Below are 23,798 nucleotides of genomic sequence, written 5' to 3'. Positions count from 1 at the left end.
GCCTACCCGCTGGTGTCCGTCGATTTCGACGTTCCAGAACTCCCCGCGTCCGTTCCTTCATCCTTCTTTTTCCCCTTCTTCGCCTTTTTCCGCTCGGCCCGTTCGACCGCCCGCTTCAGCAACGAGGGCGTCAACAACACCGAGACGACGAAGACGACCAGATAGGCCACGAATATCTGGTTGCCGACGATACCCTGCGCGACGCCGAGCGAGACGATGGCGATTCCCGATTCGGAGCGCGGAAGGAGGGCGAAGCCCAGGATGAGCGAGTGTTCCCGACGCCCTCCCGCGATGATGTTTCCGGCGTAGCCAGCCACGAAGTTCGAGAGGAGGCCGAAGACGGCGAAGACGACGATGAAGGTGTTGACCGTCAGCGCGCCGAGGTTCATCCTGGCCCCGATTGCGACGAAGTAGAGCGGGATGAACACGCCGTAGGCGATGCCGTACACGTTCGACTGGAGTTTCTTTCCCTCCAGTCGCTTGTTCGTCGAGATGACCAACCCGATGGTCAGCGCCCCGATGAAGTACGAGAGGTCCACCGCGTCCGAGGCGTAGCCGAAGACGAACAACAGCCCGAGGATGCCGATGAAGTCTGCCATCCCGACCTGGGATTTCGACAGCAGGTCGGACACCGGGTCGAGGAGGAATCGGTAGAAAATCGCCGCGGCGACGAAGAAGAGCGCGGCCAATCCGAGGGCGGAGGCGGTCCCCATCAGGCCGCCGCTGACGAAGAACAGGGGGAGGATGGAGATGCCGAGCAGGCCCACCACGTCGTCCACCACCGACGCACCGAGAATCCAGCGCCCGTACTGCGTGTCGAGTTTGTCGAGCGAGAGGAGGGTCCTGACGACGATGGAAACGGACGTGACGGAGAGAATGAGACCGAGGTAGAGGCTCGATTCCAACCCCTGTCCGAAGTAGCTCCCGATGATGTATCCGACAACGAACGGGAGTATGACGCCCGAGAGACCGATTATCAACACCGGTCGAAACGCGGCGAGCAGGTCGCTCAAATCTATCTGCTGGTAGCCGACGTCGAAGAAGAGCAACAGGCCGCCGATGGTGGCGATGAGGATGAACGGACTGGTTTCGGAGACGCTGCTGATGAGGACGGCGACGGACGGACCGAGGACGACGCCCGCCAGGATTTCCCCGAGAAAGCCCGGTTCGCCGAGTCGTTCGATGGCTTCGCTCAGGACGAGCGAGAGCAACAGGCTCACCCCGATGACGAGGAAGATTTCGAGCGACGCCATTATCGTCGGTGCCCCCCGATACCGTTCGCTTCCGTTCCTCTTCCCCCGCACCTCAGGCGATTCATGTCACGGGAACGGTCGGTAGCGACTCGCATAAGTATGCGCCGCGTATGTGGAGAAACTGGTCGTTGTGCCTTCCGGCGGTTCGTTTTCCCGTCGAAAACGGCGGTTACGACGCGTTAGGTAGCTCGTTTCTCTTCCGCGCATGCTATCCAACGTGTTCTGCCGTAGCGTACATGCACGTGGGAACTGTCACGAGTAAGTATGGAGAGTCTCAACCCCGCGACGGGCGACGTGATAGACACGTTCGACGAGGACGACGAGCGCGCGGTCGACGAGAAGCTTCAGCGCGCCACCGACACCTACGACGAGTGGCACCGCCAGCCGATAGAAGAGCGCCAGCGGCTCATCTCGAACGCGGCGGACGTGCTCCGGGAGAACAAGCGGGAGTACGCCGAGACGATGACGGCGGAGATGGGGAAACCCATCGAGAGCGCGGTGTCCGAGGTCGAAAAGTGCGCGTGGGTCTGTGACTACTACGCCGAGCACGCCGCCGAGTTCCTGCAGGACGAACACATCGGCACGGAACCGGACGTGGAGTCGTACGTCTCCTACGAACCGCTCGGGTCGGTGCTCGCGGTGATGCCGTGGAACTTCCCGTTCTGGCAGGTGTTCCGGTTCGCCGCGCCCAACCTCACCGCCGGAAACGTCGGCCTGCTCAAACACGCCTCGAACGTGCCGGGGTGCGCGATGGCGATTCAGGAGGTGTTCGAGGAGGCAGGCTACCCCGACGGCGCGTTCACGGCCCTACTCGTCGGGTCGGACAAGATGGAGGACGTCATCGCGGACGACCGACTCGCCGCGGTGACGCTCACGGGGAGCGAACCCGCGGGCCGCGCCGTCGCCGAGACGGCGGGGAGCCATCTCAAGAAGACCGTCCTCGAACTCGGCGGGAGCGACCCGTTCGTCGTCCTCCCCGACGCCGACATCGAGGACGCGGCGAAAACGGGTGCACGGGCCCGCTGCATCAACAGCGGCCAGTCCTGTATCGCGGCCAAGCGCTTCGTCGTCCACGACGACGTGTACGACGAGTTCATGGACGAATTCGCCGCGGAGATGGAGTCGTTGACCGTCGGCGATCCGATGGACGAGGACACCGACATCGGACCCCAAGCCCGCGAGGACCTGATGAACGACCTCCACGAGCAGGTCGAACAGAGCGTGGACGCGGGTGCGACCGTCGAATTCGGCGGCGAACCGCTCGACAGGGACGGCCCGTACTACCCGCCGACGGTACTCACCGAAATCCCCGAGGACAGCCCCGCCGCACGCGAGGAGCTGTTCGGCCCCGTCGCGTCCGTGTTCCGCGTCTCGGACGTCGAGGAGGCGATTCGGCGCGCCAACGACACCACCTTCGGACTCGGTGCGAGCGTCTGGACGCAAGACAAGCGACGGGCGAAGGAAGTCGCCCGAGAAATCGAGGCCGGGATGGTGTTCGTCAACGAACTCGTCAAATCCGACCCTCGCCTCCCCTTCGGCGGCGTGAAGGATTCGGGCTACGGCCGCGAACTCTCCGAGCACGGGATTCACGAGTTCGTCAACAAGAAGACCACGTGGGTATCGGACGTGTCGCATTCCGAGGGTGGCGTAGAGTAGAGAATCGTCCGATTCTCTCTATCGGTAGGGGTAACTGGTTTTGCAATAAATATATGCACGCACGAATGTATAGTATACAAACAACCCCGTGCTTAGAAACCTCCGTGAATTCGTGACGGCTCATCCGTGGGCGTACGCGCTGCCCGCCGGACTCATTTCATCCGCGTACGTCCTGGTCAACTTCCCGGGGTCCAGTGCACTGGACCCCGGCGTCATCTTCTGGCCCGGACTGGTCGGTGGAGTGGTAACGCTTGGCGGAAAGAAGGGGGCGCAGCGTATCGGGTTCCAAACCGGATTGGTTGGCTCAGTTCCGATCTTGTGGAATGCGATTCCCACGGTCGGTGCGATTTCACAGTTCGACCAGCCGATGTCCTTCGGGATCTTGGAGGTATTCATCGTGTTCGTACTGGTAGCGTTCGTTGCCCTGATGGTCGGTCTCTCCGGAGCGATCGCCGCGATGACCGGGGAGTGGCTCTCGCGAAAGCTCGGTTCGGGGGAACCGACACCGGTTACCGGGTAGAGACGGCCGGTTTCACCGCCCTGATTCCGCCGGGTCAACGACCTCACCGCGTTCTACATCGACACCCACCCGGTCGCACAAATCGAACATCGGACACGCCTCGTCTCCGCCCAAACACGCAGGTTTTCTCGCGGAACAGTACTCGCGCCCGAACTGAATCGACGCCGTGTGTCCGAACCCACATTTTTCCGCCGGAACCTCGCGCTCCAGTACTTCCCGCACGTCCTCGTGGTCGGCGTCCCGCGGCGCGATTCCCAGTCTTCGATAGATTCGGTGGACGTGCGTGTCCACGGGGAAGACGCCCGATTGCCCGCCGGAGAAGAGGAGCACGCAGTCGGCCGTCTTCGGCCCGACGCCGTTCACGTCGAGCAGTTCGGTCCGAACCTCGTTCAGTTCCCCCTCACGGACGAACTCGTCGAACGCCGCCGCGCTCCCGAAGTCGGCGAGGACGCGCTCGGCCGAGTCGATTATCACGTCCGCCTTTTGATTGTAGAGTCCGGCGGAGCGAATCGTGTCGGCGAGTTCGTCGTGGTCGGCCTTGGCGAGGCTTTCGGCCAAATCGCCGCCGCCGTAGCGCGCCACGAGGTCGTCGTGGGCGGGTTGGCTCGCCACGTCGCTCGTGTTCTGGCTGAGGATGGTTCGGACGAGGCAGGTGAAGGCGTCCTGTCCGCCGTAGGTCTTCTGCCAGTACAGTTCGCCGAGTCGGTCCACGACCTCCTCGGCTCGCGTCTCGGCGTCGGCGGGCGTGAACTCGGTCGCCATTCCACCGCCGTCCGCCCCGCCGCTGATGTTCTCGGCGGGTTCCGGGTCGTCGCTCATGGGGTGGTCTCGGTGCGCAATCGAAGAAAAACCATCGGGCCGTCGGGCGAGTGGCTACTCGACTTCGACGGTGATGACGGCTTCCGCGCCGTCCGCCAGCGCGCGTACGAGGTCGCGGTCGAATCCCTCGGCGGCGAACTCACAGCCGACGACGAACGTTCGCTCGTCCACGTAGTCGCTGGTGCGCCCGACCATGCTCCGGTCGCTGTCGAATTCGAGGCCGGGATGGCCGCGACCGGTGACGGTTTCGGCGTGATCGCCCGCTTCGACGGTCACGGTGATGGCGGCGTCCTCGTCACGGCAGGCGTCCACGAAATCCGGGTCGAAGTCGGCGGGCGCGCGGTCGGCTTCGATGGCGAGGATGCAGTCGCCCGCGGGCGTGAGGAAATCGTCGGTCGTGACTTCGAACGTGCTGGCGTGGCGGCCGGATACGTTCTCGTGGCCGCGCGCGTGAATCGTCTCCTTCATGGCGTCGGCTTTCCGCGGAGGGCACTTCAGCGTCGCCATTTCGATGGCGTTGTGATTCTCGGATGGCGGTCGTCCGCATCGTCGTCAGACGGTTGCCATCACCGAACGACGGTCACCGTCACCGCACCGCATTCGCACTCGTACGCGTGGCGAATTCCGCCCCCCGTCTCCATCGTCAGCATGCGCTGGGATTCGTCGAGTTCGCGGTCACACTCGGCGGCTTCACACGTACAGCGGAGCGTCTCGATCATATCCGATTTCGTTCCGCCATCTATGTTAAATCGACCCGTGTCCGGAGTGAAAGTGAAACTCGCCGGGACAGGATTTCTCCGCCGCGTTTTACTCCGGTTCGAACCCCCAAATCCCTCTCTCCTCTCGCATCGTCGGTTGCATACGCCACCGGCCATTTATAAACTCGCACGGACGCGTGTGTCAACCGTTTCCACGGAGTACGGGGCGTGTGCTAGGCGTTTCCACATAATTCGAGGGCACAACATTTAAATAGCTATGTCGAATACTTCGTAATACCTGAACGCTTCCGGCGTCACGGTAGCACCGCGCGTCAACCAATGATATGGGAATATTGTCATCGGCTGGTTGGTACTCATAGAAGAGTAGCGATGCTCTTATCCGCCGGAGCGGGAGGAACCGAGGTTTAACTAAGAATGGTAAGCGTAACAGAAGAGGATCTTCAGAACAAGTCGAAAGGTGAACTCATTAAACTCGCAGGACAGCTCCGAGACCGACGGAACGAGCTGAATCAGCAAGCGAGCAAGCGCGCGTCCAAACGCGACGAACTGAACGCGAAGACGCGTGAAAAGGTGGACGAGGCGCAAGAACACCGAGAGCAGCGTGACAAACTGAACGAACAGGTTCAGGAACACAAAAAGAAGCGCAACGAACTCAACGCCGAGGCGAACGAGTTGTTCGACCGCGTTGAACAGCGAAAATCCGACCTCGAACTGGACGAGGGAAAGGATCTGGAGCAGCTCAAGAAGGAAATCGAAGAGCTTGAGTTCAAACAGCAGACGGAAGTTCTCTCCACCGAGGACGAGCGCGAACTCATCGAGAAGATCGAGGCCAAGCGCGACGAGTACCAGAGTCGCAAGGAAAAGCTCGACCAGAGCGACGACCTCGAGGAACTCGTCGAAGAGGCCGAAGAAGTTCGCGCCGAAGCGAGCACGCACCACGAGAAAGTGACGGAACTCGCGGACCAGGCCCAGCAGCACCACAACAAGATGATCGAGGCCTACCGCGAGGCCGACGACATCCGTGACGACGCCGACGAGATGCACGAGAACTTCGTGGAAGCGCAGGAAGCCGCCGACCAGCACCACGAGGATTTCGTCCGCGTCCAAAAGCGCCTCCGCGAACTCGACAAGAAGGAAGAGAAAGAGCGCAAGTCCGAGAAGGCAAAGGAGCGAGAAGAGGCCAAGGCCGAGGCCGAGGAGATCTACCAGCAGTTCAAGGAAGGGGAGACCCTCGACACCGAGGACCTCATGAAGCTCCAGAAGACCGGTCTGCTATAATCTGCGAACCTCTGCGAGCGAACTTTTAACGCCGTCGCCCACCTGATACCGGGTATGGCAAGCGGACGCTCGGCCGACAGTGGTGGCCGCGGGCGACGGCTCGCAATCGTTTTCATCGGAACAGTGCTAACGGTGGCGGTCGCGTGGTGGCTGTTTCTCGTCTATCCGACATCGCTCGTGGAACTGCTGGGGATTCTTCTCGTGTTGCTGGCGGGCGTGATGGGCGCACGGCTAGCCAGCCGCGTCGCCGCTCAGCGGCTCTCGTCGTACGACGTGGCGGAGGTCGCCGTCGAAGGCCCGATACGGCGGGACGGCGGCGGGTCGATTCCCTCTCCGACCGGGACCCCGACGGACGACATCGTGGCGCAAATCGACCGCGCCAACGACGACGAGAACGCGAACGGGCTGTTGTTGCGGTTGAACACGCCCGGCGGCGAGGTCGTCCCGAGCGAGGACATCCGTCTCGCGGCGGAGCGGTTCGACGGGCCGACCGTGGCCTACGCGACCGACGTGTGCGCGAGCGGTGGCTACTGGATAGCGAGCGGCTGTGACGAACTGTTCGCCCGCGAGGCCAGTCTCGTCGGCAGCATCGGCGTCATCGGTTCGCGGGTGAACGCGGCCGAACTGGCGGAGCGGGTCGGCCTCTCCTACGAGCGGTTGGCGGCGGGCAAGTACAAGGATGCGGGCATCCCGTTGAAGGAGTTGGACGGCGACGAGCGCGACTACCTGCAGGGTATCATCGACGGCATGTACGACGATTTCGTCGAGCGCGTGACGGCGGGGCGCGACCTCGACCCCGAGACGGTACGCGAGACGGAGGCGCGGGTGTACCTCGGCGACGACGCGGAGCGCCTCGGTCTCGTGGACGAACTCGGCACGCGCGAGGACGTGGAGGCTCGACTCGCCGAGCGGTTGGGCGTGCCGGAGGTGTCGGTACGGGAGTTCGAACCCAGCCAGCCGTTGCGACGGCGGTTGAACCTCGGCGCGCGCGGAATCGCCTACTCGTTCGGCGCGGGCATCGCGAGCGTGGTCGGCGACGAGAAGGGGGACGTGGAAGGGTTCGAGTTCCGGGTCCGATAGCCGATAGCGGGTATCAGTCCGTCAGGTCGGCGATGATCGCTTCTTCGGTCCCGCGGTCCGGTCCGATTTCCTCGCCCGTACGGTCGGATTCGAGGTGCTCCTCGACTGTTTTGGCGACGGCTTCGGACAGGGGCGTCGATTCCCATCCGAGGGAGGCGAGCTTTTCGGTCGAGACGAGGTGCGGCGTCGGTGCGTAGAGCGGGAAGTCGAGGGGCGACACGTCGTGTTTTGCCAACTCCCGTTCGCTCGCGTGGACCAGTTCGACCTCCGTATCGAGCGCCTCGGCCGCGAGTTCGAGGGACGTATCGAGGGACATCGTTTCGCGGTCTGCGAGGTTATACGCCTCGCCGGGCGTCCCGCGTTCCGCGACGATTCTGAGGGCGCGGGCACCGTCGAGCGCGTAGGCGCGGTGCAGGAGGCTGTCACCGTCGCCCGGCACGAGAATCCGGTCGTTTTCCGCCGCGCGGTGGAGCCAGTAGTCGTATCGCTCGGTGTAGTCGTACGGGCCGTAGATGAGCATGGGACGGACTGCCATCGCGTTCACGCCGTCCGCGGCGGCGGCAAAACACGCGCGGTCGCACTCGGCCTTTCGCGGGCCGTAGCTCTCCATCGATTCGTCGTCGGCTTGTTCCGGGGTGCAGTCGTGGAGCGTCGCGTCCTCGTGCGTCGGAATCGGCTGTTCGGCGTACGCGCTGCCGCTGGAGACGTAGACGTAGGCGTCCGCGTCGGCGAAGATTTCGGTGGCGGCCGCTATCTGTCGGGGATGCATGACGCAGAAGTCGATAACGACGTCCGGTTCGACCTCATTCCGGGCCGCTTCGAGCGTCTCGCGGTCGTTTCGGTTCCCTTCGAAGTGCGTTACGCCGTCGCGGTCGGCGAACGGATTTCCGGATTCGCCGCGGGTGAACGTCGTCACCTCGTAGCCGTGGGTCAGCAGTTCCTCGACCGTGTGTCGGCCCATGAACCGCGTTCCGCCGACGAGCAGTGCTCGTGTCATGGGGTCGATGCGGACGAAGGGACGATAAACCCACAGGGACCAGCGATTCCGACGCGCGAATGCCACGGTCTTTTATCGCTCTCCCGACTAGCACGATGCATGGCGACCGAATCGGGAACACACGGCTATCGAACCGAACACGGAGAGGACTTCGGGCGGACGTACTTCCGACAGCTCGGCGACTTCGCCGTCTCGTCCATCGGTATCGGAACGTACCTCGGCGACCCGACCGACGAGGTTGACGAGAACTACTACGACGCGATTACGACGGCGCTCGAGGGCGGCATCAACATGGTCGATACCGCCATCAACTACCGGTGTCAGCGGAGCGAACGCGTCGTCGGGGAGGCGCTCGCCGACGCCGACGTTGACCGGGATGCCGTCTTCGTCTCGACCAAGGGTGGGTTCGTTCCCTTCGAGGGCGAGCGCCCCGATAACCCGGGCGAGTACGTCAAACGCGAGTTCGTGGACACCGGCCTCGTCGATTCGGACGACCTCGTTCGCGGAAGCCACTGTCTCGCGCCGGACTACATCGACGACCAACTGGACCGGTCGCTCGACAATCTTGGACTCGATACCATCGACTGCTACTACGTTCACAACCCGGAAACACAGCTCTACTCCAACTCGCACGAGGAGGTGTACGACCGACTCGAATCGGCGTTCGCCCGACTCGAAGAGCGCGCCGCCGCCGGTGACATCCGTCACTACGGCGTGGCGACGTGGAACGCCTTTCGCGTTCCGGAGGACCACGACGACTACCTCTCGCTCCGCGAGGTCGTCTCCCGCGCTCGAAGCGCCGCGAAAGCCGCCGAGAATACGACGACCCACTTTCGCGTGATTCAACTTCCGTTCAACGTCGTCATGGCCGACGCGTTCACCGTCGAGTCACAGGACGGTCCTGACGGGAAACAGAGCGCGCTCCGGTTTGCCCACGAAGCGGGGTTGAACGTCGTCACCAGCGCGAGCATCGCGCAAGGGGACCTCGCGGCGGAGATGCCGGAGGAAGTCGCCGAGCAACTTGCCGGTGAGACGACCGCACAGCGAGCCATCAACTTCGCTCGGAGCGCGCCCGGCGTAACCAGTTCGCTCGTCGGTGCGAGCACGAGCGAGCACGTCCAGGAGAACCTCGACGCTGGGCGCTTCGACCCGATGGGTGCGAACGCTTTCGATGCCGTTTTCGAGTGAGGTCCGCCGAACAGTTCGACCTACAGGACTTTCCACTTACTCTCACATCTCGGACACAAACGAACCGAGTAGACCTCGTCCGGGTCGTTTCGCGTTTTTAGCGATTCTCCGCAGTCTGAACACGAGAGACGACCGTACGTGTCCTTCTCGACCTCTCCCTTTCGCAGACCGCTTCGAACTGATTGCATCGAGACAACATACATCACGGAGTGACATATACGCACCGACGATGGTCGATTTCGTCGGTGCGAGGGAAATGATTGTGTTTCTTTTTGACATTAGTTATCATTGTGCATACTAAAATCAGGCCAACAAACATTTATTGCTGTTTTTCAAATTGTATATCTTAGATGAATAGAACCCGCCGCCGCTTCCTCCAACTCTCCGGTACCGGTTTAGTCGGTCTTCTCGCTGGGTGTTCCAACGACGGCACCGGAGACACGACCGAGCACACGAGTTCCCCGCCTACATCGTCCGGGACGACCGAACCGGCCGATACGACCGAGACGACCACGGAACGGACGTCCGCCCTTCACACGAAATACGACAGTCGGAAGCGGTTCGCTTCGCCGGGAACGAGTTTCGAGACGTTCGGAGACCCGTCCCGTTGGCGGTCGTTGGAAGGCGAGATGACGCCGGATTCGAAGACGAGGAACACCGGTTCACGGAGTCTTCGACTGGTCGGTCGGGACGGTCAGCACGTCATCATCGAACGCCGTCTGTCCGGGACGATGGACTTCACGGACCGCGACGTGTCGGCCATGATCCGAACGACGACTCCTTCGAAAATCGGCTTCTACGTGTATCTGGTGGACACTGACGGAAACAAAGCCGCGTTGGAACTCCGGGATATCTCCTATCGACCCCCAGACATCGGCTGGTTCCGAACCTGCCCCGGCGTCTTCGAAGCCGACGAAAAACTCGACTTGCGGAACATCGACCGACTACTGCTACAGGTCACCAACGGGACGACGGACGACGTGAAAGCGTGGGTGGACGACGTACGATTCCATCCGAAACCCGACAAAGGGTACGTCATCCTCAGTTGGGACGACGGCAAGCGGAGCTACTACGAGAACGCCGCGCCGCCCCACGACGAATACGGCTTCCCCGCCGTGCTCACCCACCCACCGCACCTCGCGGGATTGAAACGCGACGCGTTCATGTCGCTTGAAGAGCTGAAAGAGCGGGAATCGAAGGGCGACGAAGTGGTCGCACACGGGAGCGTTCAGGACCCGTTCGCGCGGATTTCGTCGTCGAAACTCGACGGAATCCTCGAAACACACAAACGGTGGCTCATCGACCACGAGTTTTCGGGTGCGGACTTCATCGTCTATCCCGGGAACAACTTCGACGAGACGGCGCTCGACGTCGTTTCGAACTATCACTACATGGGCGGGATGAATCAGTCGGGGAACGTCAACACGACCGGCGTCCACGGCTTCGACCCGCTCGTCCTCCCCCGAACCATCGGCAACGATTTGGAGATTTCGAAGAGGGTCGTCGATAACGTCGCAAAGTACCGGAACTGCGGCATCCTGAACTTTCACGACTTCGAGAGCAGCAACACGATGTCCATCTCGGACTACAGGAAACTCCTCTCGCACATCGACGGGACCGCTGGCGTCGAGGTCATCACGTTTTCCGACCTCTGGGGGATGCGAACGAATACCGCACCGTAAGACCCTCTTTGCCCGTTTCGGAAGGTTTGATTACCCTCTCGATAAAGAGATTCGCGTGTCCCGGGGACGTCTCTTTGCATCACTCAGCTCGATGGTCTTTCTGGTCAACTTCGCTCGTGTGATGTTCGCGCCGTTGCTCGAACCGCTCAAACACGAATTCCTCGTCAGTAACGCCACCGTCGGGCTCATCGCCACGCTCGTCTGGCTCGGGAGCGCGCTCCCTCGGATTCCGACGGGATACCTCCTCACCCGAATCGAGCGCCACCGCGCCGTTCTCGGCGCTGGCATCGTGTTGACCGTTGCCGCCGGATTCACCGCCTTTGCGCCCTCCGTTCCGCTCCTCGCGGTCGGCGCGTTCACGATGGGCGTCTCCAGTGCGGTGTACTTCATCGCCGCGAACCCGCTCGTGAGCGAACTGTATCCCGACCGCGTGGGGCGGGCTATCGGCATCCACGGGACGGCGAGCCAACTCGCGGCCGCCATCGCACCCGTCTTCGTCGGCGTGATGCTGACGGTCGTCGGCTGGCGGGGCGTCCTCAAGCTGCTCGCGGTCGTCGCCGCGGCCGTGACCGTCGTCTTCTTCGTGGTCGCGCGCCGAACCGACCTCCCCGACGCGGGTGCCACCGACCGCGAGTTCGTCACCGCGTTCCGCCGCCAGTGGCCCATCATCTTGAGCGGCGTCGCCATCATCGGCGCGACCGGGTTCGTCTGGAACGGGTTGTTCAACTTCTACCCGAGCTACCTCCACCAGACGAAGGGCCTGTCGCCGGAAACCGCCCGCACGCTGCTGACGGTCGTCTTCGCGGCGGGCGTCCCCGCGTTCTGGTTCACCGGGCGACTCGCCGACAGGTTGCCACACGTGCCGCTCATGTTGTCCATCCTCGGCGGCTTCATCGTCTGTCTCCTCGGACTGACGGCCGCACAGGGTCTCGCGGCCATCGTCGCCGTCTCGCTCGCCCTCGGCTACGTCATCCACAGCCTGTTCCCCGCGCTCGACACCTACCTCCTCGACTCCCTCCCGGACGAGAACCGAGCCAGCGCCTACGCGATGTACAGCGGTCTCGCCATGATCGGACAGGCCGGGGGAAGTTCGGTCGTCGGCGCGCTGTTGGACGCCGGATACCTCTTCGATACCGTCTTCCGAACGTTCGCCGTCGGCCTGCTGGCGATTCTGGCGATGCTGTTCGTCCTGCACCGCGCCAACCGACTTCCGGCCACGGCGGCGACGAGCTAACCCGGCGGTAAATCACACGCGTCTGCCGACTCCACGCCCTTTTTCTTTCCCCTCACCGAAGTCAATGCCAATGGAGTACGTGCAGGAGCAGGTGACGACGCTCCACGACCTGACCGGCCGGATTCCCGACGCTCCGACCGACCGCACCGCGGTCGTCGTCCCGATGACCGACCGCGAGTTCGAGTCGCGGACGGCCGAACGCGTCCTGTCGGCGCTCGAAACGGTTTCGCCGAACCGCGTCGTCGTTCCGCTCCGCGCCCCGCCCGACGCGGTCGGGCCGATGCACGACTGGCTTTCAGCCTTCGACGTGCCGCTCTCTCTCCTCTGGTGTTCCAGTCCCCGCGTCGAGGCGCTACTCGACGACCACGGTCTGACGGGACCGGCGGGCAAAGGCCGGGACGTGTGGCTGGCCCTCGGCGTCGCTGCGGCCGATTCCGAGTTCGTCGTCTGCCACGACGCGGACACGAAAACGTACGATTCGTCCGTCGTGCCGCGACTGCTCGCCCCGCTCGACCGCGACTTTTCGTTCACGAAGGGCTACTACGCCCGCGTCGAGGAGAATCGACTCTACGGTCGGCTCTTCCGACTGTTCTACGCGCCGCTGGTTCGAACCCTGCGCCGCGCCGACGACGGGCGAATCCTCGACTACCTCGCCGCGTTTCGCTACGCGCTGGCGGGCGAGTTCGGCACGACCGCCGAGCTCGCCGCGGGCATGCGCGTCGAACGCGACTGGGGCCTGGAGGTCGGCACCCTCGGCGGCGCGTTCGAACACACCGGGTTCGACGGGAGCGCACAGGTGGACCTCGGCCGCTACGAACACGACCACCGCGGCGTGGCCGGACCGGGCGGCCTCTCCACCATGAGCGAGGGCGTCGGCAGTGCCCTCTTTCGCGTCTGTGAGGCCCACGGCGTCACGCCCGAGTACGAAACGCTCCCCGAGCGCTACCGCGACACCGCGCGCCGGTTCGTCCGGCAGTACGCCGCCGACGCCGAGTTCAACGGCCTCGACTACGATTCGGCGGCCGAGCGAGAACAGGTCGAGACGTACGCCGACGCCGTTCGACCCCCGGACGACCACGACCGCCACGCCGTCCTCCCGGCGTGGGACGACACCGACATCGACCCCGGCGAGGTTCTGGAGGCCGCCCGCCCGATGCTCTCCGAACGCCGCCACTGACGAGGCGCGTTGTTCGTTTTTGGACGTGCGATGCTGCGCGGGAGTGGCAAAGTGCGAAGTGAAAAACTGCCCCGACGCGCGCTGGAACGTGCCGGAGGGCACGCCACTCGGAGGCCCGTGTCGATTTTCGAAGTCTGAGTCAACGAGTGAACGGGTGACAAGGGAGGAAAAACGACGGGTATTCTCCACGAGAAGCACCGAGAGGGAGATTTGAGCAAGCAAGACAGTCCTGCTCGCTCACGGCGTTGTCGTTCGCATTGAGGCGCGAAACGCCTCACTTTCGCTCCGCGGGCTGTGTCTTGCTTGCTCAAATTCCCTGACCGCTTTTTCAACCACAGAGATGGGTCTCGACGTTTGTTCACCTCCGTTCGCAACGTCTCGACTGATCACGTTGTGGTTGAAAAAGCGCCGAGAGGGTGATTTGAACCACGCCCGAACGGTCCCGCTCACTCATTCGTTCGCGGGCGTGCGTCCGGTCTACTTCGAACTCCCTCGGCACGTTCTCCCACTCGCGTCGTGGCGAGCACACGCTACGCGGTGCTCGACGATTTGCTCGTGAGAGAAACGCCGAGAGGGAGATTTGAACTACCTGAAGACGCTTCCTCACTCGCTTCGCTCGTGAGACTGCCTCTTCCGTCGTTCAAATCCCTCAACCGCCATCTCCTCACACGCGACCGAGAGTCGCGGCTCTCGGTCGGTTACGTTCGGAGAATGACGCCGAGAGGGAGATTTGAACTCCCGTGTCCGTGAGGACAGCAGATTTCGAATCTGCCGCCTTGGCCGGGCTAGGCTATCTCGGCTCACTTTCCAGTACCGCGTTTTCCGGTTTATGGGTTTCGATTTTCGTCACGCAAACCCAGACGACCACCACATTAAAATCGATGGCCGTTGCGTGATATTTCATGGACGTTACAGACGCGAACACCAAGGCAGATTCCGTCCTCGACGCGATAGGAACTGCCGTCATCGCCGACCGCGAATTCCTCGAAACAGTCCTCCTCGGCGTCATGGCGCAAGGCCACGTTCTCCTGGAGGACGTGCCCGGTACCGGAAAGACCCTCACCGCGCGGAGCTTCGCCTCCGCGCTCGGCCTCTCGTTTAGTCGCGTGCAGTTCACCCCCGACCTCCTCCCGGCCGACGTGACGGGGACGCACGTGTTCAACGAACAGGACCGGGAGTTCGAGTTCAACGAAGGCCCCATCTTCGCCAACGTCGTCCTCGCCGACGAGATCAACCGCGCGCCGCCGAAGACGCAGGCCGCCCTCCTCGAAGCCATGGAAGAGCGACAGGTGACGGTGGACGGCGACACCCGCGAACTGCCGAAACCGTTCTTCGTCATCGCCACGCAGAACCCCGTCGAACAGGAGGGGACCTTCCCGCTCCCCGAGGCGCAGGTGGACCGCTTCGCGGTGAAGACCAGCCTCGGCTACCCGGAACTCGACGGCGAAATCGAACTCCTCCGGCGGCGTGCGAGCCGCGACAGCCAGAGCCCGTCCGTCGAAACCGTCCTCGACAACCAACTCGTCACCGACCTCCAATCGGTCCCCGAGACGGTTCGCGTCGAGGAGGACCTGCTCGAATACATGGCCGCCATCGCCCGCGGAACGCGCGACGACCGCCGCGTCGAGGTCGGCGTCTCCCCCCGCGGGACGCAGCGCCTCTTCGAGGCGACCCGCGCCCGCGCCGCCATGCAGGGCCGCGATTTCGTCACCCCCGACGACGTGAAACGCGTCGCCTTCCCCGTCCTCTCCCACCGCGTCGTCCTCACGCCGGACGCGAAGGTGAACAACGCGCGAAAGGACGAAATCGTCGAGTCGGTGCTGGACAGCGTTCCCGTGCCGACGGTCGAGTAGAAAAATAGTTTTTCTTCTGTTTCACGCCCGCAACGCCGACGTGAGCGCCAGCACCGCGATCAGCAGGAACACCAGCGCGGTCACGGGCCTGCCGCCGCTTCCGACCAGGTACATGCCGTAGCCGACGACGCCCGCCGTGATGCCGATGACCGCGCTCGACGCGGCGTGCATGACTTCGAGGGTCTGGGTGTCCGCCTCCCGGCCCAACTGCTCGCCGACGTTGATGGCCTGTTCGCCGAAATCCCACGCGAGGACGGTCGCTATCGCGCCGGGAATCAGAAGCTCGGGGGGTGCGGCGACGAGGCTTCCCGCCAGAATCCCGAGCAGGAGGACGAAACTGCCGATGGTGACGGAGCGACGACTTCCCCGAACGACGCCCGCGGTGACGAACAGCAGGCCGAGGATGCCGCCGAGCGCGCCGACGCCGCCGAACAGCGCGCTCGCGCCGACCGCGACGGACGCGGCGATGACCGAGAGCAGTTGGCTCACCCGCGCTGGCGAGCGGTCGATGGTTCCTTCCCGCATTTCCGTTCCGCTCATCGCGCCCACCGCCTGTTCATCTTCGCCAGCGTCACGCCGAGGAGGTCGTCGGGGTCCCAGTCCACGACCCGAACACCTCCGGCGCGGAGCGACGCGATTCTCTGTGTTCGTTCCGCCCGTGCGAGTCGCTGTCCCGTCGTCTCGTCCGCCGTCGGATTCGGACTGATGACGGTCACGGGATAGCCCATGGCGTCGAGTCGCCGCGCCACCTCCGGAGCGAACCGGTCACAGAGCGGCGAGAGGTACACCACTTGCGCGTCGCTCGGCAACCGCCGCCGAAGCCAGCGCAGTTTCACCGTGGAGTAAAACATCTCGTCCGGCGGCCTCTGGGCGAACGCGGCCGCGTGCGAGAGGAGGTTCCGCGCTTCGGCGCGGTGGGTTTCGCCGGTGCCGGGTGCGAGCCACGCCTCCTCCGGGCCGAGCGCCGCGATGCCGACCCTATCCCCGTTGTCGAGCAGGGCGCTGAACGCGTCCCCGGCGGCGCGAATCGAGTGCTCGACCGCACTCGGGTCCTCCGTCGCCGCCGTCAGGTACGCTTGTTCCCGAACGTCAACGAGGAGCACGACGGTCGCGGTTCGTTCCTCGCGGAACTCGACGGTCGTCAGTTCGCCCGTTCGGGCCTTGCGCTTCCAGTCGATGCGCGAGAGCGGGTCGCCCGGCCGGTAGTCCCGTGTAGCATAGAACTCGACGCCCGTGCCGCCCTCTCGAGTGGTGACCTGTCCGACGTGTCGAATCGTCTGTTCGCGGAGCGGAACGTCGTCGGCCGTCGATTGGAGTCGGGGTGTGCAGGTGATGGTCGTCTCGTCTTCGAGTTCGAACTCGCGTTCGACCGCGCCGCTGAAGTCTCGGGCGATGGCCTGTGCCGGGCCGAAGGCGTGGTCGCCGCGAACCGCTTCGAGGGTGTAACTGAACGTGGCCCGTTTGCCGGGGCGGAGCGCCGTCCCGATTCTGGGCGACCCCGCCGTCACGCGGAGTCCGTCCGGAACGCCGTCCACGATTCTGAGGTCCGGCGCGGTCGTCTCGCCGACGTTCTCGACCGTCACCTCCACGGTCGTTTCGTCTCCGGGTCCGAGCGCCGACTCGGCCACGGTGCGCGTCAACTCGAAGTCGGTCGACGGCGGCGTCGCGGTCCGAGCGTACGCCGCGAAGGCGACGCCGACCACGCCGACGAGGAGCGTAACCGGACTTTCGGTGAACACGCCGACACCGGCCGCGAGCAGCGCCACGGCGCTCACGCCGAGCCATCGGTTAGTTTCGCGGACGACGTTCATCGTCCCTCCTCCACGTACCGGGCGACGGCACGGGCCGACCGCCGTGCACGGTGTTGAAACGCCGTCTCGCTGCCGAACGACTGGCGGAGCCACTCGCGCCACGACCGCCGCGGTGCGGGTTGCCCGGCGACGAACGCGGCGGCCTCGGGGTCGTCCGTCCACTCGCCCGTCTCGATGCGCGTCCGTGCGCCGTCGTCCGAACAGCCTTCGCGCTGAACGATGGCTTCGACCAGCGCGCTTTCGAGTCGTTCCCTGAGTTCCTTCCGCGACCGGAACCGTCGTTTTCGCGGTCCCGAGTGGACCGACCGAAGTCGCTCGTCGAACTCCTGGCCGGGTATCGGAAGCGTCACGTTCGTCTCGGGGTCGCCGGTGTCGGTCCCGTCGATGTCGGTGTGCCGTCGGGACTGAACGACGCGAAGTCCCTGTACGAACGCGAGCAATCCGACGAACTTCACGAACAGGTCCGGCAGCGGGAAGAGCGTCGCCAACCCGGGCGCGAAGACGACCGCCAGCCCCCATCCGACGGCGAGGACTCCGACCGCCGTAACGACCGACCGAACGTTCATTCGTCGTCCTCCGCGTACGTTCGCTCGATGCGGCGGAGCGCATCGACCGCACGCCGTTCGTGGTCGTCGCTGGCGTCCTGCCCGCCGTACCTGACCTCCTCGAAGACGCTCGTCAGTTCGGTCACGTCGTCACGGGCCATCCCCGCGTCCACGGCGGCCGCGGCGAATTCGCCCGGGGTGCTCGATTCCGGCGAGGAGACGTTCAGATACTCGGTCATCTCCCGCCACGCCCGGTACACCTCGTTTTCGACGCTCGATTCGGATTCGATTCGGTCGGCCGCCTCGCCCGCCGCCCGCCCGACGGCCGCGATGTCCTCGTCGCTTTCGTCGAGGGCTTCGACTTCCGGCGTCGTCTCCTCGTCGCCGCTCGAACTCCGAACGAGGAGGGCGACGGCACCGACCAGCGCGACGCCGAGGACGAGGAACATCAGCAGCGAGGGCGTCGTCACGTTCGTCGCACCGTTTCCGATGCCGCCCGTACCGCCCTTCGGGAGCGAGAAGTTGGTCCGGTTCCCGCCCATGAATCCACCCGCGTCCTGAAGGGGGGAGACGGTGCACGCCGTCAACAGCGCGTGCAGGAGCAGTGTCGGGATGCCGACCGGCCCGATTATTGCGAACGCGCCGAGAAATCCCGCCTTCCGGTAGGCGAGCGCCACGAGTCCCAGAAACACCGCGAGGATGAGCAGGATGACCGGTCCCGTGTTGAGGACGGGATAGCAGGGGAATTCGAGCGGTATCGCGGGGGCTCCCTCACCGGCCATGCTGGGACTCGATCCGTTCGTCTGGCCACTTCCGACGCCACCGGGACCGCCGCCCAAACCGGTCCCCGACCCGCCGTCCGTCACGGCGGAATTCAGCGTCGCGGCGGCGAACGCGATGGCGAGGATGCAGAGGAGGGCGATGACGATGACGCGGGCGGTATCTCGTTCCACGGTACCGAGTAGCGGGATTGATAACTTAGGGTTTCTGTCTTCTTTCCGGGACATCGGCGTTCCGGTGGATGACAAGAGATATACAAACCGAAACGAGCGGTCAATTCGATGGATGTCGAGATACACGACGACCGACTCGCCCGACAGATGGAAGGAGAGGACTTCGTATTGGCCGTCATCACCGCGACGAAACCCGACTTCTACAAACAAGCGCCCGTCGTCGCGGCGGCCCGCGAGCGAGACGTCCCGTGTTTCGTCCTCCACACGGGCCAACACTACGACGACCTGCTCGGTCACGGACTCGACGAGTACGACCTCGCGGAGCACATCGCGGTCGACTTGAACGTCCGGGGCGGTCTCTCGCAGAAGTCGGCGGAGTTGCTGACCCGCGTCGAGTCGGTCGCCGACACGCTGGCCGCGTCGTACCCGGACACCACCGTCCTCCCGGTGGTTCACGGCGATACGCTCGCTGCCGGAATCGTCCCGCAGGCGTGGCTGTTCGCCACTAACAGCGGCGTCGCCCACAACGAAGCCGGTCTCCGAAGCATGGCCCCGCCGTTCGAGAACTACGGGACGCCCGCCGAATTCGTCGAAGAGCAGTGGAACGCGGACTGGGAGTTGAACCGAACGGAACCGTTCCCGGAGCAGTACGACACGTTCGTCGGGTCCGCCGCAGCGACGTACCACTTGGCGCCGACGGCGCTGAACCGCGACCACCTCGTCCGCGAAGGCTATCCCGAGGAAGTGCACGGTCGAGAGCGGATTCCGGTCGTGGGTAACTCGGTCGTGGATGCCATCGAGATGAAAAAGGGCGGCGACGGCGAGAGCGTCTTCGACGTCTACCCGATTCTCGAACGCCGCGACGACTGGGTTCGCGTGGACGTCCACCGCCGGGCGAACCTCCTTCCCGACCGGTTTCGCGCCATCGTGAACGCGGTCATCGGACTCGTCGAGGCGGGGTACAACGTCAACTTCGTGGAACTCAACGCCACCAAGGCGGCGCTCGAGAACTACGGTTTGCGCGAGAAACTGCTCCGACTCGATGACGACCACGACAACTTCTTCTTCAGCGGTCTCTGGAAGCGTCACGCGCACGTCTACGAGTTCCTCGAATCCGGGCAGTGTTTCGCGGAACTGACCGACTCCGGGAGCATGCAGGAGGAACTCAACCACATCGAGGAGGCCGTCTGTCTGACCGCGCGATTCAACACCGACCGTCCCGAGACGGTGTTCGAAGCGAACTCCAACCTCCTCGTACCGCCGATTTCGGGCGAGTTCATGCAGGGGATGGTCGAACACGTTCACGGGAACGACTCGCTCCGCGAGCGAATGCGTTCGGGACCGTCGCTCTACGGCGAAGACGTCGGCGACGAAATCGTCTCGTTCCTCTGGGAGCGCCGCGACGAAGACCCGTTCGAGTGGGCGCACGAACGCGCCGGGTTCGACGCCGAACGGCGGGGGTTCGACTACCTGTAACCGAATCGGGGAACCCGTCCCGCCAGCGTTCACAGGGATTCGACCAAATTCGACGAAACACGCGGCGTAACACAACGGTCAACCGTTATGCCGCGGGCGCTCGTGGCATCGGTATGCGACTCGTGGGGGTGGTCGTCGTGTTGCTCGTCTGTGCCGCGCCGGTCGTTGCGATGATGGCTCCCGGGGGGGGCCACGGAAATTCGAGCGGGGCCGAAACCCAGCCGCCGGACCCGAGTTCCGACGTCATCGGTTGGGAGAACGGCTACTGGTACAACGAGAGCATCGACGTGAACCAGCGCGACGGATTGTCCGACGCGGAGTTGAAGGCGTACGTGGGGCGGGCGATGGCGCGCGTCGAGTTCATCCGAGACGAGGAGTTCACCCGGTCGGTGGACGTCGAGCCGCTGTCGCGGGAGGAGTATCGGGACCTCGTCCGACGGCAGGCGGCGCGTTCGAACACGCCGCCACGGCGCGCGTGGGAGAATCAGGTGTGGGAGGGGCTGTTCGTCACCGGCGAGCGCGCCGATGCCGCCCGCCAGCAGACCCGACTCTATCAACAGCGCGTCGCGGGGTTCTACGTCCCGGGAGAGGACCGAATCTACGTCATCTCGCACGGCCAGCGCCGCATCGACAACGCGACGCTGGTGCACGAACTCACCCACGCGATACAGGACCAGCACGTCGACCTGTCGTCGTCGGAACTCGAATCGAAGACGATGGACGGCCGCCGCGCCGACGACGGCCTGACGGAGGGCGAAGCGATGTACGTCGAGAAGCGATACACGAACCGGTGTGGGAAGTCGTGGCAGTGCGTCGCCAAGCCCGATGTCGGGCCGAAGCGGACGCCGTACGGCGGCGGCCCGCTTCCGTCCTACAACCTCGCCATGCAGGTCGCGCTGATTCAGCCCTACTCCGACGGTCCCGCGTACGTCGCCTCGCGGTTCGATTCCGGTGGGTGGAAGGCGGTGACCGAGGAGTATCGAAACCCGCCGGAATCGTCGAAGGCGGTCATCCACCCCGAGAAGCGAACCGACGGTCCCGAACGCCTCCGCCTCGGCGAACAGGCGCGAAACGGCTGGATGCTGTACGGCAAACGCGGCGTCAACGGGTCACAGACGGTCGGAGAGACCGGCATCTACACCATGTTCTGGTATCAGGGCCGGGCCGAGGGGAACCCCATCATCCGCTGGCGGCAGTTCCAGAACCCCGACGAAGGGAAGTTCGACCTGTTCAACTACTCCAGCACGCCGTCCGACGGCTGGGCGAACGACCGACTCTGGCCGTATCACAATGGGGACAAACGGGGGTACGTCTGGCGAACCAAATGGGAGACGGCCCGTGATGCGACCGAGTTCCGACGAGCGTACCGCGACCTGCTTCGCGGACGGAACGCGACCCGCGTCGGACCGGACACGTGGCGCATCGAGGACGGGCCGTTCGCCGACGCATTCCGCATCGACCGCCACGGGCGAACGGTGACCATCGTCAACGGGCCGACGGTCGGCGATTTGGGCGACATTCGGCCGAATTCGAAATCGAGCACGGACCGGAAAACGCGGTTCTCGCGGATTCGGTGAGGGGTTACTCCGAGGTGGTGGAGAGCGAGATAGACCCGTTCTCGGTCTCGAACGAAAGGTCGTCGGAACCGTCACCGAGGACGCCGGTGAACCCCGTCATCGAGAGTTCCTCCGAGGAGAAGTCGAGTCCGCTCGCGTTGAGCGACCCGTTTTTCGTCGTCGCCGAAACCGTCGCGTCGAGGTCGGACGCGAGCGCCGCGTCGATACTGCCGTTCTCGGTTCGAACGTCGGTGTCGCGCGCGATTTCGAGCAGTTTCACGTCGATGCTGCCGTTCTCGGTCCGAACGTCCGCGCTGTCTCCGGCGGTGACCACCGTCGCATCGATGCGTCCGTTCGTGCTCCGTAGCTCCCCGACAGGGACGGAGTTCGGGTAGCGAACCGTCAGCGCCACGCTCACGTCGTCCGCGTCTGCGTGCACGCGCAGGCGGAGTTCGTCCGCCGTCTTCGCGTCCGAAAGGGAGACGGCATCGAGCGAGCCGCCCTTTCGGGCGTGTATTTTCATCGTCACGTCTACGTCGCCGCCGTCGTGGCGACGAACGTCTATCGACCCGTTTTCGTTCTCGACGGCCAGCCGCGTTCCGCTCTGTACCTGAAACGTCCGGTGCTCGGTCTTACTCGTCCGGTCCGCCGTCGAAAGTCGGGAGACGCACCCGGTAAGGGCGGCCACGAAACCGCTCGCCAGTCCCGCCGTGAGCGTTCGCCGGTTCATAGGTGAGCAACGACTTCAGAAATACTGTATTTTGGGGTGACACGAACTCCGAGAGATGTCTCTATTCGTCGCTCACTCGAAGGAAAAATCCGATTAGGCGGTCGCCTCGTCGGTACCGACGGTCGTCGGGAGCGCGTCCGCCTCGTCGGCCGCGGTCAACAGCTCGTGGTACCGGTTGCGAATCGTGACGGTGCTCACGTCCGAGACGTCGCTCACCTCGTCCTGCGTGAGCTTCTCGTCTTCGAGCAGGGCGGCGGCGTACAGCGCCGCGGCGGCGAGGCCGACGGGGGATTTCCCGCTCGTGATGCCCGTCTCCTTCGCCGTCTTGAGCAGGTCGTGGGCGCGGCGCTTGGTCGCGTGGGTGAGGTCGAGTTCGCTCTCGAAGCGAGAGAGGTACTGCTCGGGGTCGGCGGGTTTGACGCCGAGGCCGAGTTCGCGGACGATGTAGCGGTAGGTGCGCTTGAACTCCATGCCGTCGATGCGACTGACGGTGGTTACCTCGTCCATCGTTCGGGGGACGCCGGTCTGGCGCGCCGCGGCGTACAGCGAGGCGGTCGCGACGCCCTCGATGGAGCGCCCCGGCAGGAGGTCCTCGTCGAGCGCGCGGCGGTAGATGACACTGGCCGTCTCGCGAACGTTCTTCGGGAGGCCGAGCGCGCTGGCCATGCGGTCGATTTCGCCGAGCGCCTGCTTGAGGTTGCGCTCCTTGCTGTCGCGGGTTCGGAAGCGCTCGTCCCACGTTCGGAGGCGCTGCATCTTCTGGCGTTGGCGCGAACTCAACGACCGCCCGTAGGCGTCCTTGTCCTGCCAGCCGATGTTGCTCGACAGCCCCTTGTCGTGCATCATCTTCGTCGTCGGCATCCCGACGCGGGATTTCGAATCGCGTTCGCTGGCGTCGAAGGCGCGCCACTCCGGTCCGTGGTCGATGCCGTCGGCTTCGACGACGAGGCCGCACTGGCTACAGACGGTTTCGGCGTGTTCCGAGTCGGTGACGAGGGTGCCACCGCATTCGGGACAGTGGTGGTCCGCCCGCTCGTCTTCGTGCTCGTGCTCCGTCGCCCGTTCGTCCTCGTGTTCGTTCGTCCGTTCCCGTCGCTTTCGCGTCCGCGGTTGGTTCGAATTCGCTGCGGTCCGCTCGTCGGTCTGCTGGATTTTCGTGCTCGTCATGGTGGAATGAGTCGGAACTGACCCTCGGGAGAAACCGGCGGCAAGGGCGCTCCGCTAACTATAGGTAAGTGCGAAAAGTATATAAAGTTATCGCTTGAATTGGC

Annotated in this window: 23 protein-coding genes and 1 tRNA gene; 11 read left to right on the top strand and 13 right to left on the bottom strand. The window is 64.2% G+C overall.

The window, feature by feature from the left end; genetic code table 11:
* Positions 1–2: 2 nt before the first annotated feature.
* Positions 3–1,253 carry a cation:proton antiporter gene (locus V5735_RS06615; protein WP_423745628.1) on the bottom strand — a complete coding sequence of 417 codons (1,251 nt, stop codon included), beginning with the start codon at positions 1,251–1,253 and terminating at the stop codon, positions 3–5.
* 264 nt (positions 1,254–1,517) lie between these two features.
* Here V5735_RS06615 and V5735_RS06610 point away from each other — a divergent pair, with 264 nt between their 5' ends.
* Together V5735_RS06610 and V5735_RS06605 are read left to right on the top strand one after the other, a co-directional pair.
* Positions 1,518–2,909 (top strand): NAD-dependent succinate-semialdehyde dehydrogenase, encoded by a 1,392-nt coding sequence (locus V5735_RS06610; RefSeq protein WP_423745627.1) that lies wholly within the window; start codon positions 1,518–1,520, stop codon positions 2,907–2,909.
* Positions 2,910–3,021: 112 nt separating this feature from the next.
* Positions 3,022–3,429: a DUF5518 domain-containing protein gene (locus tag V5735_RS06605; protein WP_423745626.1), complete on the top strand. Its 408-nt coding sequence runs from the start codon at positions 3,022–3,024 to the stop codon at positions 3,427–3,429.
* 12 nt (positions 3,430–3,441) lie between these two features.
* On the opposite strand, the gene V5735_RS06600 is transcribed toward V5735_RS06605, so the two are convergent.
* From V5735_RS06600 to V5735_RS06590, 3 genes are all read right to left on the bottom strand, one after another.
* Positions 3,442–4,248 (bottom strand): endonuclease III domain-containing protein, encoded by an 807-nt coding sequence (locus V5735_RS06600; RefSeq protein WP_423745625.1) that lies wholly within the window; start codon positions 4,246–4,248, stop codon positions 3,442–3,444.
* A 54-nt stretch (positions 4,249–4,302) separates the two neighbouring features.
* Positions 4,303–4,716, bottom strand: a complete 414-nt coding sequence (locus V5735_RS06595) for a DUF371 domain-containing protein (protein ID WP_423745624.1) — start codon at positions 4,714–4,716, stop codon at positions 4,303–4,305.
* Between the two features lie 98 nt (positions 4,717–4,814).
* Positions 4,815–4,967 (bottom strand): hypothetical protein, encoded by a 153-nt coding sequence (locus V5735_RS06590; protein ID WP_423745623.1) that lies wholly within the window; start codon positions 4,965–4,967, stop codon positions 4,815–4,817.
* 414 nt (positions 4,968–5,381) lie between these two features.
* Between V5735_RS06590 and V5735_RS06585 the strand changes: the two genes are divergently transcribed.
* Complete coding sequence (locus tag V5735_RS06585) at positions 5,382–6,245, top strand: coiled-coil protein (protein ID WP_007981791.1); 864 nt, start codon at positions 5,382–5,384, stop codon at positions 6,243–6,245.
* Between the two features lie 54 nt (positions 6,246–6,299).
* A complete protein-coding gene (sppA, locus tag V5735_RS06580; protein ID WP_423745622.1) occupies positions 6,300–7,325 on the top strand; it encodes a signal peptide peptidase SppA in 1,026 nt (341 codons plus the stop codon).
* 13 nt (positions 7,326–7,338) lie between these two features.
* Here the strand turns inward: sppA and V5735_RS06575 are convergent, their stop codons facing one another.
* Positions 7,339–8,322 carry an NAD-dependent epimerase/dehydratase family protein gene (locus V5735_RS06575; protein ID WP_423745621.1) on the bottom strand — a complete coding sequence of 328 codons (984 nt, stop codon included), beginning with the start codon at positions 8,320–8,322 and terminating at the stop codon, positions 7,339–7,341.
* Positions 8,323–8,421: 99 nt separating this feature from the next.
* Between V5735_RS06575 and V5735_RS06570 the strand changes: the two genes are divergently transcribed.
* Positions 8,422–9,510, top strand: a complete 1,089-nt coding sequence (locus V5735_RS06570; protein ID WP_423745620.1) for an aldo/keto reductase — start codon at positions 8,422–8,424, stop codon at positions 9,508–9,510.
* 20 nt (positions 9,511–9,530) lie between these two features.
* Here the strand turns inward: V5735_RS06570 and V5735_RS06565 are convergent, their stop codons facing one another.
* Entirely contained in the window at positions 9,531–9,698 is a 168-nt protein-coding gene (locus V5735_RS06565) for an HVO_0758 family zinc finger protein (RefSeq protein ID WP_423745619.1), read from the bottom strand.
* 162 nt (positions 9,699–9,860) lie between these two features.
* On the opposite strand from V5735_RS06565, the gene V5735_RS06560 reads away from it, so the two are divergent.
* The 3 genes from V5735_RS06560 (at position 9,861) to V5735_RS06550 (ending at position 13,603) form a co-directional block, all read left to right on the top strand.
* Complete coding sequence (locus V5735_RS06560) at positions 9,861–11,192, top strand: polysaccharide deacetylase family protein (protein ID WP_423745618.1); 1,332 nt, start codon at positions 9,861–9,863, stop codon at positions 11,190–11,192.
* A 91-nt stretch (positions 11,193–11,283) separates the two neighbouring features.
* On the top strand, positions 11,284–12,426 hold the full coding sequence (locus V5735_RS06555) for an MFS transporter (protein WP_423745999.1): 1,143 nt from the start codon (positions 11,284–11,286) through the stop codon (positions 12,424–12,426).
* A gap of 70 nt (positions 12,427–12,496) precedes the next feature.
* Positions 12,497–13,603 (top strand): glycosyl transferase family 2, encoded by a 1,107-nt coding sequence (locus tag V5735_RS06550; protein WP_423745617.1) that lies wholly within the window; start codon positions 12,497–12,499, stop codon positions 13,601–13,603.
* A gap of 715 nt (positions 13,604–14,318) precedes the next feature.
* Here V5735_RS06550 and V5735_RS06545 read toward each other — a convergent pair.
* A tRNA-Ser gene (locus tag V5735_RS06545) sits at positions 14,319–14,403 on the bottom strand.
* A gap of 102 nt (positions 14,404–14,505) precedes the next feature.
* On the opposite strand from V5735_RS06545, the gene V5735_RS06540 reads away from it, so the two are divergent.
* Positions 14,506–15,456, top strand: a complete 951-nt coding sequence (locus tag V5735_RS06540; protein ID WP_423745616.1) for an AAA family ATPase — start codon at positions 14,506–14,508, stop codon at positions 15,454–15,456.
* Between the two features lie 21 nt (positions 15,457–15,477).
* Here the strand turns inward: V5735_RS06540 and V5735_RS06535 are convergent, their stop codons facing one another.
* From V5735_RS06535 to V5735_RS06520, 4 genes are read right to left on the bottom strand one after another with little or no spacing between them, the layout of a single operon-like run.
* Positions 15,478–15,996: a DUF7519 family protein gene (locus tag V5735_RS06535; protein ID WP_423745615.1), complete on the bottom strand. Its 519-nt coding sequence runs from the start codon at positions 15,994–15,996 to the stop codon at positions 15,478–15,480.
* Positions 15,993–17,267, bottom strand: coding sequence for a DUF58 domain-containing protein (locus V5735_RS06530; RefSeq protein ID WP_423745614.1), 1,275 nt, complete (start codon positions 17,265–17,267; stop codon positions 15,993–15,995). Before V5735_RS06530 ends, V5735_RS06535 begins: the two co-directional genes overlap by 4 nt.
* Complete coding sequence (locus tag V5735_RS06525; protein WP_423745613.1) at positions 17,264–17,833, bottom strand: DUF7269 family protein; 570 nt, start codon at positions 17,831–17,833, stop codon at positions 17,264–17,266. The genes V5735_RS06530 and V5735_RS06525 overlap by 4 nt, the downstream gene beginning before the upstream one ends.
* Positions 17,830–18,765 (bottom strand): DUF4129 domain-containing protein, encoded by a 936-nt coding sequence (locus V5735_RS06520; protein ID WP_423745612.1) that lies wholly within the window; start codon positions 18,763–18,765, stop codon positions 17,830–17,832. Before V5735_RS06520 ends, V5735_RS06525 begins: the two co-directional genes overlap by 4 nt.
* 108 nt (positions 18,766–18,873) lie before the next feature.
* Here V5735_RS06520 and V5735_RS06515 point away from each other — a divergent pair, with 108 nt between their 5' ends.
* Positions 18,874–20,241: a UDP-N-acetyl glucosamine 2-epimerase gene (locus V5735_RS06515; RefSeq protein ID WP_423745611.1), complete on the top strand. Its 1,368-nt coding sequence runs from the start codon at positions 18,874–18,876 to the stop codon at positions 20,239–20,241.
* 113 nt (positions 20,242–20,354) lie between these two features.
* Positions 20,355–21,818, top strand: a complete 1,464-nt coding sequence (locus V5735_RS06510; protein WP_423745610.1) for an Hvo_1808 family surface protein — start codon at positions 20,355–20,357, stop codon at positions 21,816–21,818.
* Between the two features lie 4 nt (positions 21,819–21,822).
* On the opposite strand, the gene V5735_RS06505 is transcribed toward V5735_RS06510, so the two are convergent.
* Both V5735_RS06505 and V5735_RS06500 read right to left on the bottom strand, forming a co-directional pair.
* A complete protein-coding gene (locus V5735_RS06505) occupies positions 21,823–22,527 on the bottom strand; it encodes a DUF4097 family beta strand repeat-containing protein (RefSeq protein WP_423745609.1) in 705 nt (234 codons plus the stop codon).
* Between the two features lie 93 nt (positions 22,528–22,620).
* The gene (locus V5735_RS06500; protein WP_423745608.1) at positions 22,621–23,694 is read right to left on the bottom strand and encodes a transcription initiation factor IIB; all 1,074 of its coding nucleotides are present in this window, start codon (positions 23,692–23,694) and stop codon (positions 22,621–22,623) included.
* Positions 23,695–23,798: the final 104 nt, after the last annotated feature.

Origin of the sequence: Haladaptatus sp. SPP-AMP-3 (genome assembly GCF_049568665.1) — an archaeon.
Classification (GTDB): domain Archaea; phylum Halobacteriota; class Halobacteria; order Halobacteriales; family Haladaptataceae; genus Haladaptatus; species Haladaptatus paucihalophilus.
Note: the sequence above shows the minus strand (reverse complement) of the source record. Positions and strands in the feature narration are given on the sequence as shown.